This window comes from Nitrospina sp. 32_T5, from assembly GCF_052156635.1.
Lineage (GTDB): Bacteria > Nitrospinota > Nitrospinia > Nitrospinales > Nitrospinaceae > Nitrospina.
This window is the reverse complement of sequence record NZ_JBQKUO010000005.1, coordinates 136,360-149,509: the sequence shown is the minus strand read 5'-3', so window position 1 is coordinate 149,509 and position 13,150 is coordinate 136,360. Positions and strand designations below refer to the sequence as shown.

General features: G+C 55.1%; 14 protein-coding genes. 11 read left to right on the top strand and 3 right to left on the bottom strand.

Going from position 1 to position 13,150, the window contains the following annotated elements:
* Positions 1-176: 176 nt before the first annotated feature.
* The 3 genes from ACTRW9_RS13775 to ACTRW9_RS13765 all read left to right on the top strand — a co-directional run bounded on the left by ACTRW9_RS13775 (position 177) and on the right by ACTRW9_RS13765 (position 4,161).
* Positions 177-1,010: a TorD/DmsD family molecular chaperone gene (locus tag ACTRW9_RS13775; protein WP_442427610.1), complete on the top strand. Its 834-nt coding sequence runs from the start codon at positions 177-179 to the stop codon at positions 1,008-1,010.
* Positions 1,011-1,069: 59 nt separating this feature from the next.
* Entirely contained in the window at positions 1,070-2,020 is a 951-nt protein-coding gene (locus ACTRW9_RS13770; protein ID WP_442429778.1) for an ethylbenzene dehydrogenase-related protein, read from the top strand.
* 437 nt (positions 2,021-2,457) lie between these two features.
* Complete coding sequence (locus ACTRW9_RS13765; RefSeq protein ID WP_442427612.1) at positions 2,458-4,161, top strand: hypothetical protein; 1,704 nt, start codon at positions 2,458-2,460, stop codon at positions 4,159-4,161.
* Here ACTRW9_RS13765 and ygfZ read toward each other — a convergent pair.
* Both ygfZ and ACTRW9_RS13755 read right to left on the bottom strand, forming a co-directional pair.
* The gene (ygfZ, locus tag ACTRW9_RS13760) at positions 4,134-5,861 is read right to left on the bottom strand and encodes a CAF17-like 4Fe-4S cluster assembly/insertion protein YgfZ (RefSeq protein ID WP_442429777.1); all 1,728 of its coding nucleotides are present in this window, start codon (positions 5,859-5,861) and stop codon (positions 4,134-4,136) included. The two genes, ACTRW9_RS13765 and ygfZ, sit on opposite strands and share 28 nt — an antisense overlap.
* 148 nt (positions 5,862-6,009) lie before the next feature.
* Entirely contained in the window at positions 6,010-6,351 is a 342-nt protein-coding gene (locus ACTRW9_RS13755; protein WP_442427614.1) for a HesB/IscA family protein, read from the bottom strand.
* A 302-nt stretch (positions 6,352-6,653) separates the two neighbouring features.
* On the opposite strand from ACTRW9_RS13755, the gene ACTRW9_RS13750 reads away from it, so the two are divergent.
* From ACTRW9_RS13750 to ACTRW9_RS13740, 3 genes are all read left to right on the top strand, one after another.
* Positions 6,654-6,884 (top strand): BolA/IbaG family iron-sulfur metabolism protein, encoded by a 231-nt coding sequence (locus ACTRW9_RS13750; RefSeq protein ID WP_005009276.1) that lies wholly within the window; start codon positions 6,654-6,656, stop codon positions 6,882-6,884.
* Positions 6,885-6,945: 61 nt separating this feature from the next.
* Positions 6,946-7,272: a glutaredoxin family protein gene (locus tag ACTRW9_RS13745; RefSeq protein WP_442427615.1), complete on the top strand. Its 327-nt coding sequence runs from the start codon at positions 6,946-6,948 to the stop codon at positions 7,270-7,272.
* 38 nt (positions 7,273-7,310) lie between these two features.
* Positions 7,311-7,832 (top strand): peroxiredoxin family protein, encoded by a 522-nt coding sequence (locus tag ACTRW9_RS13740; protein ID WP_005009278.1) that lies wholly within the window; start codon positions 7,311-7,313, stop codon positions 7,830-7,832.
* Here the strand turns inward: ACTRW9_RS13740 and ACTRW9_RS13735 are convergent.
* Entirely contained in the window at positions 7,829-8,599 is a 771-nt protein-coding gene (locus tag ACTRW9_RS13735) for a lysophospholipid acyltransferase family protein (protein ID WP_442427616.1), read from the bottom strand. The two genes, ACTRW9_RS13740 and ACTRW9_RS13735, sit on opposite strands and share 4 nt — an antisense overlap.
* Positions 8,600-8,632: 33 nt before the next feature.
* On the opposite strand from ACTRW9_RS13735, the gene ACTRW9_RS13730 reads away from it, so the two are divergent.
* The 5 genes from ACTRW9_RS13730 to ACTRW9_RS13710 all read left to right on the top strand — a co-directional run bounded on the left by ACTRW9_RS13730 (position 8,633) and on the right by ACTRW9_RS13710 (position 13,130).
* Positions 8,633-9,439 carry a S1/P1 nuclease gene (locus ACTRW9_RS13730; RefSeq protein WP_442429776.1) on the top strand — a complete coding sequence of 269 codons (807 nt, stop codon included), beginning with the start codon at positions 8,633-8,635 and terminating at the stop codon, positions 9,437-9,439.
* Between the two features lie 22 nt (positions 9,440-9,461).
* The gene (locus tag ACTRW9_RS13725) at positions 9,462-10,178 is read left to right on the top strand and encodes an MBL fold metallo-hydrolase (RefSeq protein ID WP_442427618.1); all 717 of its coding nucleotides are present in this window, start codon (positions 9,462-9,464) and stop codon (positions 10,176-10,178) included.
* A gap of 99 nt (positions 10,179-10,277) precedes the next feature.
* The gene (locus tag ACTRW9_RS13720; RefSeq protein WP_442427619.1) at positions 10,278-10,949 is read left to right on the top strand and encodes a TIGR00153 family protein; all 672 of its coding nucleotides are present in this window, start codon (positions 10,278-10,280) and stop codon (positions 10,947-10,949) included.
* Positions 10,950-10,992: 43 nt separating this feature from the next.
* Complete coding sequence (locus tag ACTRW9_RS13715) at positions 10,993-12,243, top strand: inorganic phosphate transporter (RefSeq protein WP_442429775.1); 1,251 nt, start codon at positions 10,993-10,995, stop codon at positions 12,241-12,243.
* A gap of 89 nt (positions 12,244-12,332) precedes the next feature.
* Positions 12,333-13,130 carry a DUF2797 domain-containing protein gene (locus tag ACTRW9_RS13710; RefSeq protein WP_442429774.1) on the top strand — a complete coding sequence of 266 codons (798 nt, stop codon included), beginning with the start codon at positions 12,333-12,335 and terminating at the stop codon, positions 13,128-13,130.
* Positions 13,131-13,150 lie beyond the last annotated feature (20 nt).

The window sequence follows — 13,150 nt, the reverse complement described above, 5'->3', positions numbered from 1 at the left end:
CATCGGGTTCAACCGGAAGGGTAAGGAGATCATCCGTGTCACGGTTGAAGAGCCTTTCTATGTCCGGCCCGAAGAGCATCCTGGTGCGTTCTAAGTCGGGTATCATCTGCCGCTCCGGAACAGGGCAACAAGCCCTGTTCCGGGGTGGAATTTAAAATAAAAGGGAGAAAAACCCCATGGCCGAGACCAAAGAAGTTAGCAAGAAGCAACAAGACGAGATCCTGCTGAAGTTCGGGGAAACGGGAAGCCTTGAGGAAATCAAGGAACAGCGGATTTCCCTGCACCTCGCTCGCGGCCGGGTCTACGATATTCTGTCCAATGCGTTCAGCTACCCTTGGAACCGCAAGTTTTTCCGCCCCAAATCCCTGCTGGAACCGTTGGATGTATTGTTGCTCAATGAAGAAGACTGGGGCACCGCCAAGGAAGCAATCAATCGGTTCGGCAAATACCTGCCGCGCATGGCTCTCAAACAGGTGCAACAGGAATATGTCCGTGTTTTCGGTCACGCGGTCTCCCAGGAATGTCCCCCTTATGAAATGCAGTACGGCACCGAAGGCGGTATTCAGTCCCAAACCGACGTTTTGATCCAGCTGGGCGGCTTTTACGAAACGTTCGGCTTCGAGTTCCCGAAAAGCCGGGGCAAGGAGCGCGTGGACCATATCGCCGTGGAGCTTGCCTTCATGGGCTATCTGTGTTTCCGCGAGGCTTATGGCATCACCAACGATCACGATGAGAAAAAGATTGCCATCGTCCGCCAGAGCGTGAAAAAATTTCTGCGCAATCACCTCGGCCGGTGGACACCGCTTTTCTCCATTTTTACGGCCCGCAAGGCGGAACGGGGACTGTACAAGGACCTGGTCGATATAATGTCGCTTTTCATTCATAACGAATGTGTTCTTCTCGACGTGAAGCCGATCAAGGTGGAAGAGCCCGAATACCGTTCGTTGTCCTACAGTATGGAAAATGACCTTATCGCCAACGCTCCGGCGGAGTGTGAACCGGTCAAGTAAACCCGGTTATCCAAACCGGTGAACTGCCTATATACCATTCGCTCCGTCCGGAGAGGTTTATGGCAAGTTTGAAGGCCCTGGTGTGGGCGTTTTGTTTTTTCCTTCTTCTGTTGATGGTCGCCCCGGCCGGGGCGGTCACCATAGAAGCCCTCCGTTTAAAAAAAGCCATCCCCCTCAACCCATCCGATCCGTTTTGGTCCCGTACCGGTGACCAACCCAAGCCGGAAATCATCGACTTGATGCCTCAGATGATCACCAATCCCATGTGGCCGAATCCGTCCACCAAATGGGTCATGGTGCAGGCTGCGGTGAATGAGGAGCACATTGCCATCCGGTTGGAATGGGTGGATGCCACCCGCAACGATATCCTCGTGCAATCCCAGCAGTACCGGGACCAGGCCGCCCTGATGTTTCCTGTCGATCAGCAGGGGCCGGTACCGCCATTCACCATGGGCGCGGAGGGGGAGCCTGTCAACATCTGGCAATGGAAAGCAACGTGGGATAAAGAAGGTGCGGGCCAGGCCGGCAACGAGATGATGCAGGACATCGAGGACCAGTATCATTACATGGCAATGGGTTCCGGAAGTTATTACATCTATGAACCGGACGAAGGCTTGAAACTGACCGACGAGCGCCACAAGCATTTCAGCGAACGGCAAACATTCATCGATTCGGGAATGGGGAAAAACGAAGGGGTTTACAATCCGGGCCGTGCGACGGGTAATATTCTTTCCGACAACACAATGCGCCATTCTCCTGTGGAAGACCTCAATGCCGAAGGCTTCAGCACACTCACCACGCAGGCGGAGCAGAACGTGGACGGCTACGGCAATTGGAGCAACAACCGATGGGCCGTGGTGTTCAAACGCTCGCTTCAAACCGGTGACACCAACGATACCCAGTTCGTGGGCGGCAAAACCGCCATCGCCTTTGCCATCTGGAACGGTCGCAACAAAGAAAGAAACGGCCAGAAAGGCGTCACTCCCTTCCATGACCTGGTTTACCGCTGACTCTCTACCGCCCAAACGGGTTAATCCGGCAGACCTTCCACCAGGCTATTGACCCCGCCCCCCCGTTCCCGTGTAGAATCGATATATGGGTGTTCATTCGAGGTATGAAATGAACCTGTGGTGGATTTTGTGAAAATCCGGCAAATAAAGAAATCCAGCTTGCATGGATTGCATCCTAATTTAAATGAGGTATGCGGCAACGCGGTACTTTTTGCTTGAACGTGTTGCCCTTATTAAACTTTTCTACAATGCCTGTTTTGAATATCACGCTTCCTGTTAAACTTTCGACCACCTGGGATTTTTATATTTACTGCAACCGTTTGGAATTCCTGCAATGTGCATCGTCCCCAAAAAGATTGAGGGAAAGGGGCGGTTTTACAGTAAGGTCGGTCATGAATGGAGGAAGGGTGATTTGCTGACGGGCCGGTAATGGCCACATGTTTGTATTCGACCCCCTCACCCAGGGTTTGGAGTTGCTTTCCAAACGCGATCTCCAACGCGCCGAAACCCTGTTCCTGCGCGTCATCAATGACCCCTATGTTCAGGACGAAGAGCTTCGTCAGGCGCGCACCTACCTGAATGACATCCGCTCCTGTCAGGCGGGGTCAAAAAATCTCGATTTCGACAAATACAAAAAACTATCCAGAAAAACCACGCTGTCGCTCGACAAGGTTTACGCCTTGCTGGCAGACGTGTATTTCTCAGATGCGGAATCCTACACCGCATTGGATGCGGAAATCGCGCGGCAGACACCGAACGTGATCAACCGCCTCAAGCAGATCAAGATCAGTGACATCATTGCCCGCGACAAGCTGTTCCAGCAGTTCGAAAAACAGGGAATGCTGGAAATCCGGCGACGTCTTTCCCAATTCAAGAGCAACGGTAAAAACCAGAGCCAGTTGGATCCCTACCGCTGGAAAACGATCTTCCGCAAGTTCGTCGAGGTGGTCAATCCGATCCTGCTCGAGCGTCATCTGGAACTGCTGGAATACATTCTGGAGACCGGCGAGATACAACTGCTCGACGATCCCAAGCTGACAGTGCTGACACCCAAATACAAATGGATCATTGAATCGACCATCAAGACGAAATGGTATTTGCTGCGAAGTTATTTTTTCAAGGCGCGGTCGGAGATCGAAAACCAGTTCACCAAGAAGGAAGGAACCCGCAAGTATTGGGAGGAAGTCAAATACAAGAAGATCCGCATTTTTGAAAAGTGTGGTTTTCACGAACGGCACATCCAGAAGTTTCTCTACATCGACAAGCTGAATTACAAAACACTGGAAGAGATCCACCAGTTCGCACAATCGCTCAACCTCACGCTGGTTCCCCGTGACGTAAGCCTGGCTCTTCGTGGAGTGAGCAAGGCGAAAGACCATATCAAGGAACGCGGTGGTTACCTTATGGGGGCGCGACGCGAATTTCAGGATCAGTTGGTGGAGCTGGGGTTTTCCAAGGAAAATGCCTACACAATTGCGCGGCAGGCCAAAAAGGCCAACAACCACCAGATCATCGAATCCTACAGGCAAGCCCTGCAAGTAGCGCGGGATGAAATTTACTGGTACCGCGTTCCGCCCCGTTCGGCCTCATTTCAACTCGATATCCAAAATCAATGTGTGAAGCATCTGAGTACGGTGCGCATCCACTTGTTTGATCGTGGCCGCCTCAACAAGCTTCTGCTTAAGACGGGAAAGTCTCTCATCCGTCGCTTCCTGGTGCAGGTTTACGGGCCGGAGGTGGTGGACCTGCACTGCTATTTCCGGCTGGAAACCGTTCACCAGTACTACAAGCTAAAATTCTTCCAGTATCATCAGGAAAACTATCCCAGTGTTTCCGAACTCATCAAGATCAGCCGTAAAGAATTCAGGCCCATGTTGGTCGATGGTTTCAATGTGTTCCTTAAAAAACGGCGGCTCACGATACCCGACAAGCTTGTGCAGGGATTGGATAAGCACAAGTCGCAAACGGACTGGGAAGACACCCAGACCACGGTGGAGGAGAAAATTTTACTGCGGTTCTGGTTTCTGATGGATCACGGGGTCAATATCACTCAGGGTCTTTTGAACAAAGGGGTGATGCAACCGGGGGCCGATTTGCTGGAGTATCTGGATCTTCAGGATTCGGAAGAATGCCGAATCTGATTGAGGCGGTTCTGCATATCGCGAAGGGGCATGAGGTCCCCTTTTTTGGAGGCCGCGGCGATGCCCTGCTGGTAAACTTCCGCGGCTTCTTCCTTCCTGGATAATTTCTCAAGCGTTTTGCCAAGCAGAAGGTAGGCGGCGGAATAATCCTTGTAATGTTTGACCACGGTCTGGAGCGGCGGTACCGCCTCCTCGTACCGTTCGGTGTCGTAATAAATTGAGCCCAGCCCGAAGTTGGCGACCTGGTCTTCCGGGTCGATGCCCAGCACCTTGATGAACATCTCCAGTTGACGCTCCCGTTCGGCCTGGTCGGCTTCCGCCTTTTTCTCTCGCGCTTTTTTAGCCTGACTTTCCTCGACCATTTTTTCGAACTGGAGAGCCGTTGCCTCCGCCTTTTCCTGTTCCGCTTCTTCAATGCGCCCCTGTTCCATGTAGTAGATCGAAAGGTTGGTGTGCGCCATGATCTCGGTGGGGTCGATCTCCGCCAGTCGCTTCATGAGCGAAATGGCCTCGTCGAGCTTTTTCTGTTTCGACAGCATGACGCCCAGCGCCTCGTATCCCGCGGCGTACTTGGGGTCGAGAGCGATGGCCTGCCGTAAAAGCGCGATCGGCTGGTCCAGGTTTTCTTCTTTTTTGTAAATTTCAAGTGCCTGCTTGTGCAGGGTTTCCGCCCGTTCCGTCCGGCCTTTGGTCTGGTAAAACGGCAACAGCGCGGTCTTCACCGTGTACGGTTCGCCGCCCAGAGTCACTTCATACGTCTGCCCCGGAGAACGGCGTTCCTTCTGCATGTAGGCCAGCGCGATGTTTTTTCCGAGGTGCGGGGAGAACACGGCACTTTTGATTGTGCCGACCTTTTTATTGTTGAGCCTGATCTCCGAATCGCGGGGGGGCAGAGTGTCGCCTTCCAGGACCAGACCGATCAGCGCGAACGCAGGTGAACCGTAGGTCTTGATGCGCGCGATGACTTCCTGCCCGGTGTAGCATCCTTTGGAGTAACTCACCGCGCTGTGTTCCAGTCCCGTCTCCGGCAGGATCTGGCGGTCGTCCATGTCCCTGCCGTAGGCCGGGATGCCCGCCTCGATGCGCAACACCTCGCGCGTTTCCGCGCCGATGGCCAGAATCCCGAATTCGCTTCCCACTTCCTGAAGTCTGGCGACCAACTTTTCTTCGATCTCTTCAGGGTACGCCAGCACGAAGCCATCCTCGCCCGTCAGGCTGCGGCTGATGAGGCCGATTCTTTGGCCCTCAAACGACACCGTTTTGATGTCGTTGTGCTTCATCAGGTTGGTCACCTCGCCCGTCAAATCGTCCAGGACCACCGGGCTTTTGGGTCCCTGAACGGCGAGCAGGCGGTTCCACGCGGTGTCTTTCGAGAATTCCACCTTTTCGCGAATGTGGTAGGTTTCGAGCGTGTCGATCAAGCGGTCACGCTGGGCCCTTTCCACCAGCAGCAGGACGGATTCCTCCGAGTCGCGGTGCACGGAGAAATTGGCAAGGAGTCTCGCCTTGCGGTCGGTGACGGCATTGTCCACCCCATCCCCCACCTCGATTTTCATCATGTCATTGGTGGTCTGCGTCTGGAGGAAGCTCAACGTGTCCGGGCCGGACGCCTTTGCCAGACACCAGTCGTCCATCACAAACCAGGCGAGGGATTCGCGCAACTGTTTGTATTCTTCAGCTACGGAGACGGCGGTTTTCATAATGATGCGACCGGATGGTAAGGTGAAACGGGAACCCGGCGCGAAGGGCCGCGAAGGCCATGCGCCCGGAATCATTCTACAAGAAAAAAAGCGCATCGGCACAAACCGGATGCGCTTTGGGTGAACCGATGGGTCCGGGAAACCTGGCTCAGGTCAGGGAGAACGACTCGCCGCAACCGCACACCGACTTGGCGTTGGGGTTGACGAACACAAAACCCTTGCCCTGCAGGCCGCCTTGGTAGTCCAGTTGCATGCCTTTCAGGTAAATCAGGCTTTTGGGGTCCATGAACACGTTGAAGTCCCCATAGTCGATTTCCGTATCCCCGTCATCTTTCGGGGTGAAGCCCAGGTCGTAGGACAGGCCGGAGCAACCACCGCCCTTGACGCCGAGACGCAGCCCGATTTTAGGATCGTTCTCAGCCTCGATCAGCTTCTTGACTTCCTCTGCCGCTTTCGGTGTAATGGATATGAATTCCGAGGTTTTGGTCATTGCCCCTAACTCCCTTTAAATTAAATACCGGGTTTTAATATTTAGATTCTAAAACCACCCAATCGATTCACCATTATAGCAAAATGTGGCGGCCGGGGCCAATCGGCAGTTGGATTTTGCAGGCGCCCTGAAGTTCCATTAACTTATTGAATTTTAATAAGTTATTGGCTTATCCCCGGGGCGGCCCTGAAGCTTGCCGCAGGGGGTGAAAAAATTAAATCTTTCGGGTATGATTTGAATCCAAAACACGAGCGTTCAAGCCGTAATTTCAGTAACTCATTTCCCTCAGGAAAGGTGGTTTCATGATTAGTGTTCCCGACCTGATCAAACTGGTGACCGATACCATCCCCGACGCCGAAGTTCAGTGCATGGACAAAACCGGAATGCGGGACCACTACATCATTCACGTGACCTCGAAGGAGTTTGAGGGCAAGAATGTGATGGAGCGTCACCGTCTGGTGCAGTCGTGCCTGAATCCTGCCATGCAGGATGGACGCCTGCACGCCGCGGAGATCAAAACCGCGACCCCGTGATACAATAAGCAACAGGAAACTTTTTATTCAACCCCCTCTCAGTACATTGGAGTTAGACGATATGTCGGACAATCTCGAAGAAGAAATCAAAGAAGAAATTGCAGAAAACAAAATCCTCATTTACGGCAAGGGCACCCGCCATGCGCCGCGTTGTGGATTCACCGTCGAGACCATCCAGTTTTTCGACAAGTACGGGTACCCGTTCGAGGTGATTGACGTGCTCGACAACATGCAGAAACGGGAAACCCTCAACAAATTGACCAACTGGCCGACCTTGCCGAAAGTGTTCATCGACGGCAAGTTTTATGGAGACACGGACATCCTCGATGAAATGGAAGCCAAGGGGGAAGTGGAGCCTCTGTTGAAAGATGCATTCGGCGAGAAGTAACTCTCCCGATTTTTGAACTCCCAACAAAAGAGGCTTTCATGGCTGACAAACTGGAGGTAGGAGACAGGGCCCCTAATTTTGAACTGCCCGCGGTTTACGGGTACAAGGCCGGGGCCACGAGCCCTTCCGCCGAGGAAGGCGTCACCATCAAGCTCAAGGACTTCGAAGGCAAGCAGTGGGTCATCCTGGTGTTTTACACCTTCGATGCGAGCCCGGAAGACACGCGCCTGATGGTTTCGCTCAACGGTTACAACCGCAAGTTCCAGACCAAGGAAGTGGAAATGATGGGCATCAGCTGGAACGGCGTCCAGTCCCACCGCCAATTCATCGAAGTTTACCAGTTGAACTTCACCCTGTTGTCGGATGAGAAAAAGGAAATGACCCAGAAGTACGGGGTGGTTTACGAAGAGGACGACATGGGCCAGATGGTCAAAAAAATCCGTCGCTCCACGTTCGTGATCGACAAGACGGGAATGATCCGGGCCATCTGGGACGACATCGAGGACCTGCGCGAGCACCCGAAGGACGTTTGGGCCTTCATCCAGAAAGAAAAATCCTAAGCAGATGGATGCGGCGGGTTTTCCGCCGCTTGCGTCTGGAAAATGGTTTCCGGGGCATGGAGGCGGTAATTTTCGCAAATGGTCGCGCGGATCCCCTCCAGAACCGACTCCTCCTTTTTAGCGGCAATTTCCTCATACTCCACTGGTTTGCCGATGATGATGCGGATCGGACCTGGACGGATAATACCACTGCCTTTGCGGATGATGCGGCCGCTGCCGATGAGGGTCACGGGCACCATGGGGACCTTGGCGCGCACTGCCATCAGGTGTCCTCCCTTTTTGAAGGGACCGATCACCCCGTCGGGAGACCGCGTGCCCTCCGGAAAAATGACAATCGAATTTCCCTCTTTCAGTTTTTCGATCGAGGCGAGAAACGCCTGGTGTGCTTTCTTGCGGCTTTCACGCTCGACCGGGACATAGCCCGAGGCGCGCATCGACCATCCCACGAAAGGAATTTTGAACAGGCTCGCCTTCGCCACCCAGCGCAGTTGCAGGGGCAAATAGCCGGACAGGCTGAAGATGTCGAAAAATCCCTGGTGATTGGCAATTAAAATCTGCGACTGATCGGACTTCAGGTGTTCCAACCCTTCCACTTCGACGTCGATCCCGTTCCATCGGCACAGGAGGCGGCCCCACAAAGAAGAAACCCGATGCGACAGGTTCCCGGAGCGGTCCACCCAGCCCATCACAATGCAGGCCACACCCAGCATCAGGGAAAGCAGGACAATAACGACCCAGAATCGGATGGTATGATAGGCATGGCTCATGGGACTCCTTGTTGAATTCAGGGAAACAGTGGCATGAACAGGTTTAACGGGACAGGATGGTTGGGGCTGTTCACCGGGATCCTCCTGACGGTAGCGGGGATGGCGGCGCCTGGTTGGGCGTGGGGGCCGGAGGGCCATCGTATCGTGGCCCATCTGGCGGAACTGCGGCTGGAACCGGACGTTCGCAATACCATCCAACGCGAATTCAATATAAAGCATCTCGCCTCCATTGCCAACTGGGCCGATTACATCAAAAAAAAACCGGGTGCGCCGGACTTGCTCCACTACACCAATATCGCCGAGGGCGAACGGGAGTACCTTCAAAGCCGTGACTGCCCGCGGCGCAATTGCGTGACTGAGAAGATCGGGGAATACCGGAGGATTCTAGCCGACCGCACCCGCCCGCAGGACGAGCGGGACGAAGCACTCCGGTTCCTGGTGCATCTGGTGGCGGATGTCCACCAGCCCATGCACGTAGGCAACGCCCGCGACCGCGGTGGCAACGAAATCGACGTCCGCACCGGCAACCGCCATACCAATCTGCACGCGTTGTGGGACAGCGGGCTCATCGCCCTCGGCGGACGATCTCTGTTACAATATGCCCGCTTGTTGAATCAGGGACTGACGCCGCAGGAAGCCGCGCTGTGGGCCGACGGCGATCCCGTGTCCTGGACCAACGAGTCGCGCAACCTGGTTCTTCATCATGGGTACGCCCTGTTGAAGGACCGGGAGGGACGCCTGACCCGACGCTATCTTGAAAAAGGCCGGGAGGTGGTGGCAATGCAATTAAAGAAAGCAGGGGTTCGTCTCGCTAATTTGTTGAACCAGATTCTCCAATGAATCCGCAACCGGAGGTGCTCCGTTGAGTGATAACAATCCTTTTTATTTCCGGCAACTTCTTTCGGGAGTCGATTTCGCACGCTACGACAGCTCGGCACGCAGCATGGCCAATTTCGTTTACCTGCTGGGCGACGCCCAGACCCGCGAGTGCGTGGTGGTGGACCCGGCGTGGGACATCGACACCCTCCTCGACATCGTGGCGGAAGACGACATGACGCTCAAGGGCGCGCTCATCACGCACTACCACCCCGACCACGTCGGCGGCCACATTTTCGGCATGGACATCCTGGGCCTGCCGGAGTTGATGGAACGCAGTCCGGTTCCCGTCTACGTCAACAAGCACGAGGCGGACGGCGTGCGTCAGGTGACCGGCATTTCGGACAGCGACATGAAGAAAATGGACAGCGAGGACACGCTCAAAGTGGGCTCCATCGATATTTCCTTTCTGCACACCCCGGGCCACACTCCGGGCTCGCAGTGCTTCCGAGTGAAGGATTACCTGATCGCCGGGGACACGCTGTTTTTGCAGGGATGCGGTCGTGTGGATCTGCCCGGTGGCGACAGCGAGGAGATGTACCGCACGCTCACCCAACGGCTCACCAAAATTCAGGACGAGGTGGTTCTGTATCCCGGTCACAATTACGGCGGCAAGGACAACGCTCCCCTGGGGGAAGTGAGGGAAACCAATACCTATCTTCAGATTGACAGCCTGGAACAGTGGCGGATGTTGATGGGGTGAGAGCCTGTTGGACTGAAAACGGCGCATTGATCCGGCCGGGCCAAAATGATATAAGCTGTTAAGCAGTCATCAATCCTTCTTCTATAAAGGAAGTCTGCCATGCGTTCCATCCTTTCGATGTTCGCGAAATCTCCGTTCAAACCCCTCGTCAGCCATATGGAAATGGTTCGCTCCTGTGTGGATCATGTCCACCCTCTATTCGATGCGCAGTTGAAAGGGCAATTTGACAAGGTGGGGGAGATGTCGGAGAAGATCGTGCGCCTGGAGCACGAGGCGGACACCATAAAAAGCGATATCCGCAACCACCTGCCGCAGGGGATTTTTCTGGCTGTGGACCGGCGCGACTTTCTGCACCTGTTGTCCGCCCAGGACGACATCGCCGATGCGGTTGAGGATCTGGCGGTCCTGCTTCGCATCAGGAATCTCAAAACTACGGAACCCATGAAGGAACCGCTCATGGAGCTGGTGAACCACGTCGTAAACATTGCCCAGAAAAGCTGTGACCTGATTCATGAATTGAACGCGCTGCTGGAAGCCTCGTTCGGAGGGATGGAGGCGGAAAAGGTGGAGAAGGGCTGTCACAAGCTGGCTGAGCTGGAATGGGAAGCCGACCGCAAACAGTTCCAGTTTGCCAAGACCCTGTTTGCGCAGGGTGAAGAGTTGAACTCCGCCGACCTCCTGTTGTGGAACGAGGTCAGCAAAAAGCTGGGCGGGGTTGCCGACAGGTCCGAGCAGATCGGCAAAGTCCTGCGTATTTTCCTGGCCAAATAACCTGGCCCGATTCATTCCAAACCCATAGGGGAGAGAGAGCCTTTTGGATTTAGGCACGTTCTTACTGGCCTTCGCCATCCTGGCCTGCGTATACATGGCCTGCAACATCGGCGCAAACGATGTGGCCAATGCCATGGGTACCAGCGTGGGCGCGCGTTCGCTCACGTTCCGGCAGGCGGTGCTGGTCGCCGCCGTCGCGGAATTCGCCGGGGCGCTGCTGGTGGGCGGCCACGTCTCCGACACCGTGCGCAAGGGGATGGTGGACCCCGCCCTGTTTGCCGATGAGCCCATGGACCTCGTTCTGGGCATGATCGCGGCCCTGGTGGCGGCGGCCATCTGGCTCCATGTCGCAAGTTATCTTGGATGGCCCGTATCCACCACGCATTCGATCATCGGTGCGGTGGTCGGGTTCGGCCTCGTGGCTCGGGGCATGGTGGCGGTCAAGTGGGCCAAGGTCGGCTCCGTGGTGCTGAGCTGGATCGTCTCGCCCGTAATGGGCGGCATTGTGGCCTTCCTGATATTCCGGTTCATCACCGTCAAGATTTTCGACAAGCACAATGCCGTTGCTTCCGCCAAGCGCGTTGTCCCTTTTCTCGTATTCCTGGTTTTTGTGATCCTCGCCAACTCCATGGTGTACAAAGGGCTCAAAAACCTCCATCTCAACCTGGGGTTCACCCGGGCCCTCACCATTTCGCTGATCGTGGGCGGGATTGCTTTCGTGATCGCGAAATCACTGGTTGAGAAAGTGGCGGTGCCTCCTGCCGATGACATCAACCGCCAGTTCCAGACCACGGAACACATTTTCAAATTTTTGCAGATCATCACGGCCTTCTACGTGGCCTTCGCCCATGGCGCGAACGACGTGGCCAATGCCGTGGGACCGCTCGCCGCGGTGGTGTCCATTTTGAATGACGGGGAAATCCAAATGAAGGTGGAGATGCCCATATGGATTCTGGCGATGGGAGGGACGGGTATCGTTTTTGGGCTGCTGATCTGGGGAGCGCGGGTGATGGAAACCGTGGGCAAACGCATTACGGAAATCACTCCGTCCCGCGGATTTTCCGCTGAGTTTGGCGCGGCCACCGTGGTGCTGGTCTGTTCCAAGATGGGGCTCCCCATTTCCACCACGCACACCCTGGTGGGTTCGGTGATCGGCGTCGGGCTGGCGCGGGGCCTGGCCAGTTTGAACCTCAATATTGTAAAGCAGATCGTCGTTTCCTGGTTTGCCACCGTTCCCTTCACGGCGGTGCTGGCGATGATGCTCTACGAAATCCTCACGATGTTTCTGGGCTGAGCCCTCCTCCCTCCCTGCGCCGTTCTTTCAAATCGTCTATAATTTAAGTATGGGGAGAAACCCCGTCTTCATCTCAAACAGGAATTTTCATGAAAGTTTCCGGACAACTTCGCAAAATGCGTCATGAAGCGGGCGATCCCATCCAGTATTTTCTCGATCTGGATGAAAGCCCCGTCGCCATCAATTCCGCACTCGACCGGAAGCTGACCCTCAGGTTCAGTGGGCGCATCACATGCGTCGAGTGCGGCCGGGTTATCAAGAAAACCTATGATGAAGGTTACTGCTTTCCCTGTGCCCGCGACCTGCCGGAAAACGCCATGTGCTCCGTGCGGCCGGAACGATGCGAGCACGAAAAGGGGAACGAACGGGATCGCGAGTTTTACGAAACGCACTGCAAGGTGGACCATTTCGTGTACCTGTCGCTGACCTCGTCCGTCAAAGTGGGTGTGACACGGCACTGGAACATTCCGTCCCGCTGGATCGACCAAGGGGCGGTGAATGGGCTGGTGATCGCCCGCACCCCGGAACGGAAACTGGCGGGACAGATCGAGGTGGCGCTTGCAAAAAACATGTCGGACAAAACCAACTGGCGGCGCATGCTGAAAGGGGAGGTGGATGAGGCGGACCTGGAAATCATGCGCGGCCAGGTGTACGACTGGTTTCCAGAGGATCTTCGTTCTTTTTTCCTGGACAGCGAACCGGTGCAGTCGCTCACCTATCCGGTTCTGGAAGTTCCCGCTAAAATCGTGAGCCACAACCTGGACAAGGAAAACACGTTGTCCGGACGGTTGACCGGGATCAAGGGGCAGTACCTTATTTTTGACAGCCGGGTGATCAATCTGCGCAAATACGCCGGATACCACGTTGAGTTTGAGTGGGATGAATGAACGCTGAGCTTCAGGAGGCA

What these genes read in the sequence shown, in the direction of transcription:
- ACTRW9_RS13775 (WP_442427610.1), top strand. Translation starts at nt 177, where the DNA reads ATGGCCGAGACCAAAGAAGTTAGCAAGAAGCAACAAGACGAGATCCTG.
- ACTRW9_RS13770 (WP_442429778.1), top strand. Translation starts at nt 1,070, where the DNA reads ATGGCAAGTTTGAAGGCCCTGGTGTGGGCGTTTTGTTTTTTCCTTCTT.
- ACTRW9_RS13765 (WP_442427612.1), top strand. Translation starts at nt 2,458, where the DNA reads ATGTTTGTATTCGACCCCCTCACCCAGGGTTTGGAGTTGCTTTCCAAA.
- ygfZ (WP_442429777.1), bottom strand. Translation starts at nt 5,861, where the DNA reads ATGAAAACCGCCGTCTCCGTAGCTGAAGAATACAAACAGTTGCGCGAA.
- ACTRW9_RS13755 (WP_442427614.1), bottom strand. Translation starts at nt 6,351, where the DNA reads ATGACCAAAACCTCGGAATTCATATCCATTACACCGAAAGCGGCAGAG.
- ACTRW9_RS13750 (WP_005009276.1), top strand. Translation starts at nt 6,654, where the DNA reads ATGATTAGTGTTCCCGACCTGATCAAACTGGTGACCGATACCATCCCC.
- ACTRW9_RS13745 (WP_442427615.1), top strand. Translation starts at nt 6,946, where the DNA reads ATGTCGGACAATCTCGAAGAAGAAATCAAAGAAGAAATTGCAGAAAAC.
- ACTRW9_RS13740 (WP_005009278.1), top strand. Translation starts at nt 7,311, where the DNA reads ATGGCTGACAAACTGGAGGTAGGAGACAGGGCCCCTAATTTTGAACTG.
- ACTRW9_RS13735 (WP_442427616.1), bottom strand. Translation starts at nt 8,599, where the DNA reads ATGAGCCATGCCTATCATACCATCCGATTCTGGGTCGTTATTGTCCTG.
- ACTRW9_RS13730 (WP_442429776.1), top strand. Translation starts at nt 8,633, where the DNA reads ATGAACAGGTTTAACGGGACAGGATGGTTGGGGCTGTTCACCGGGATC.
- ACTRW9_RS13720 (WP_442427619.1), top strand. Translation starts at nt 10,278, where the DNA reads ATGCGTTCCATCCTTTCGATGTTCGCGAAATCTCCGTTCAAACCCCTC.
- ACTRW9_RS13710 (WP_442429774.1), top strand. Translation starts at nt 12,333, where the DNA reads ATGAAAGTTTCCGGACAACTTCGCAAAATGCGTCATGAAGCGGGCGAT.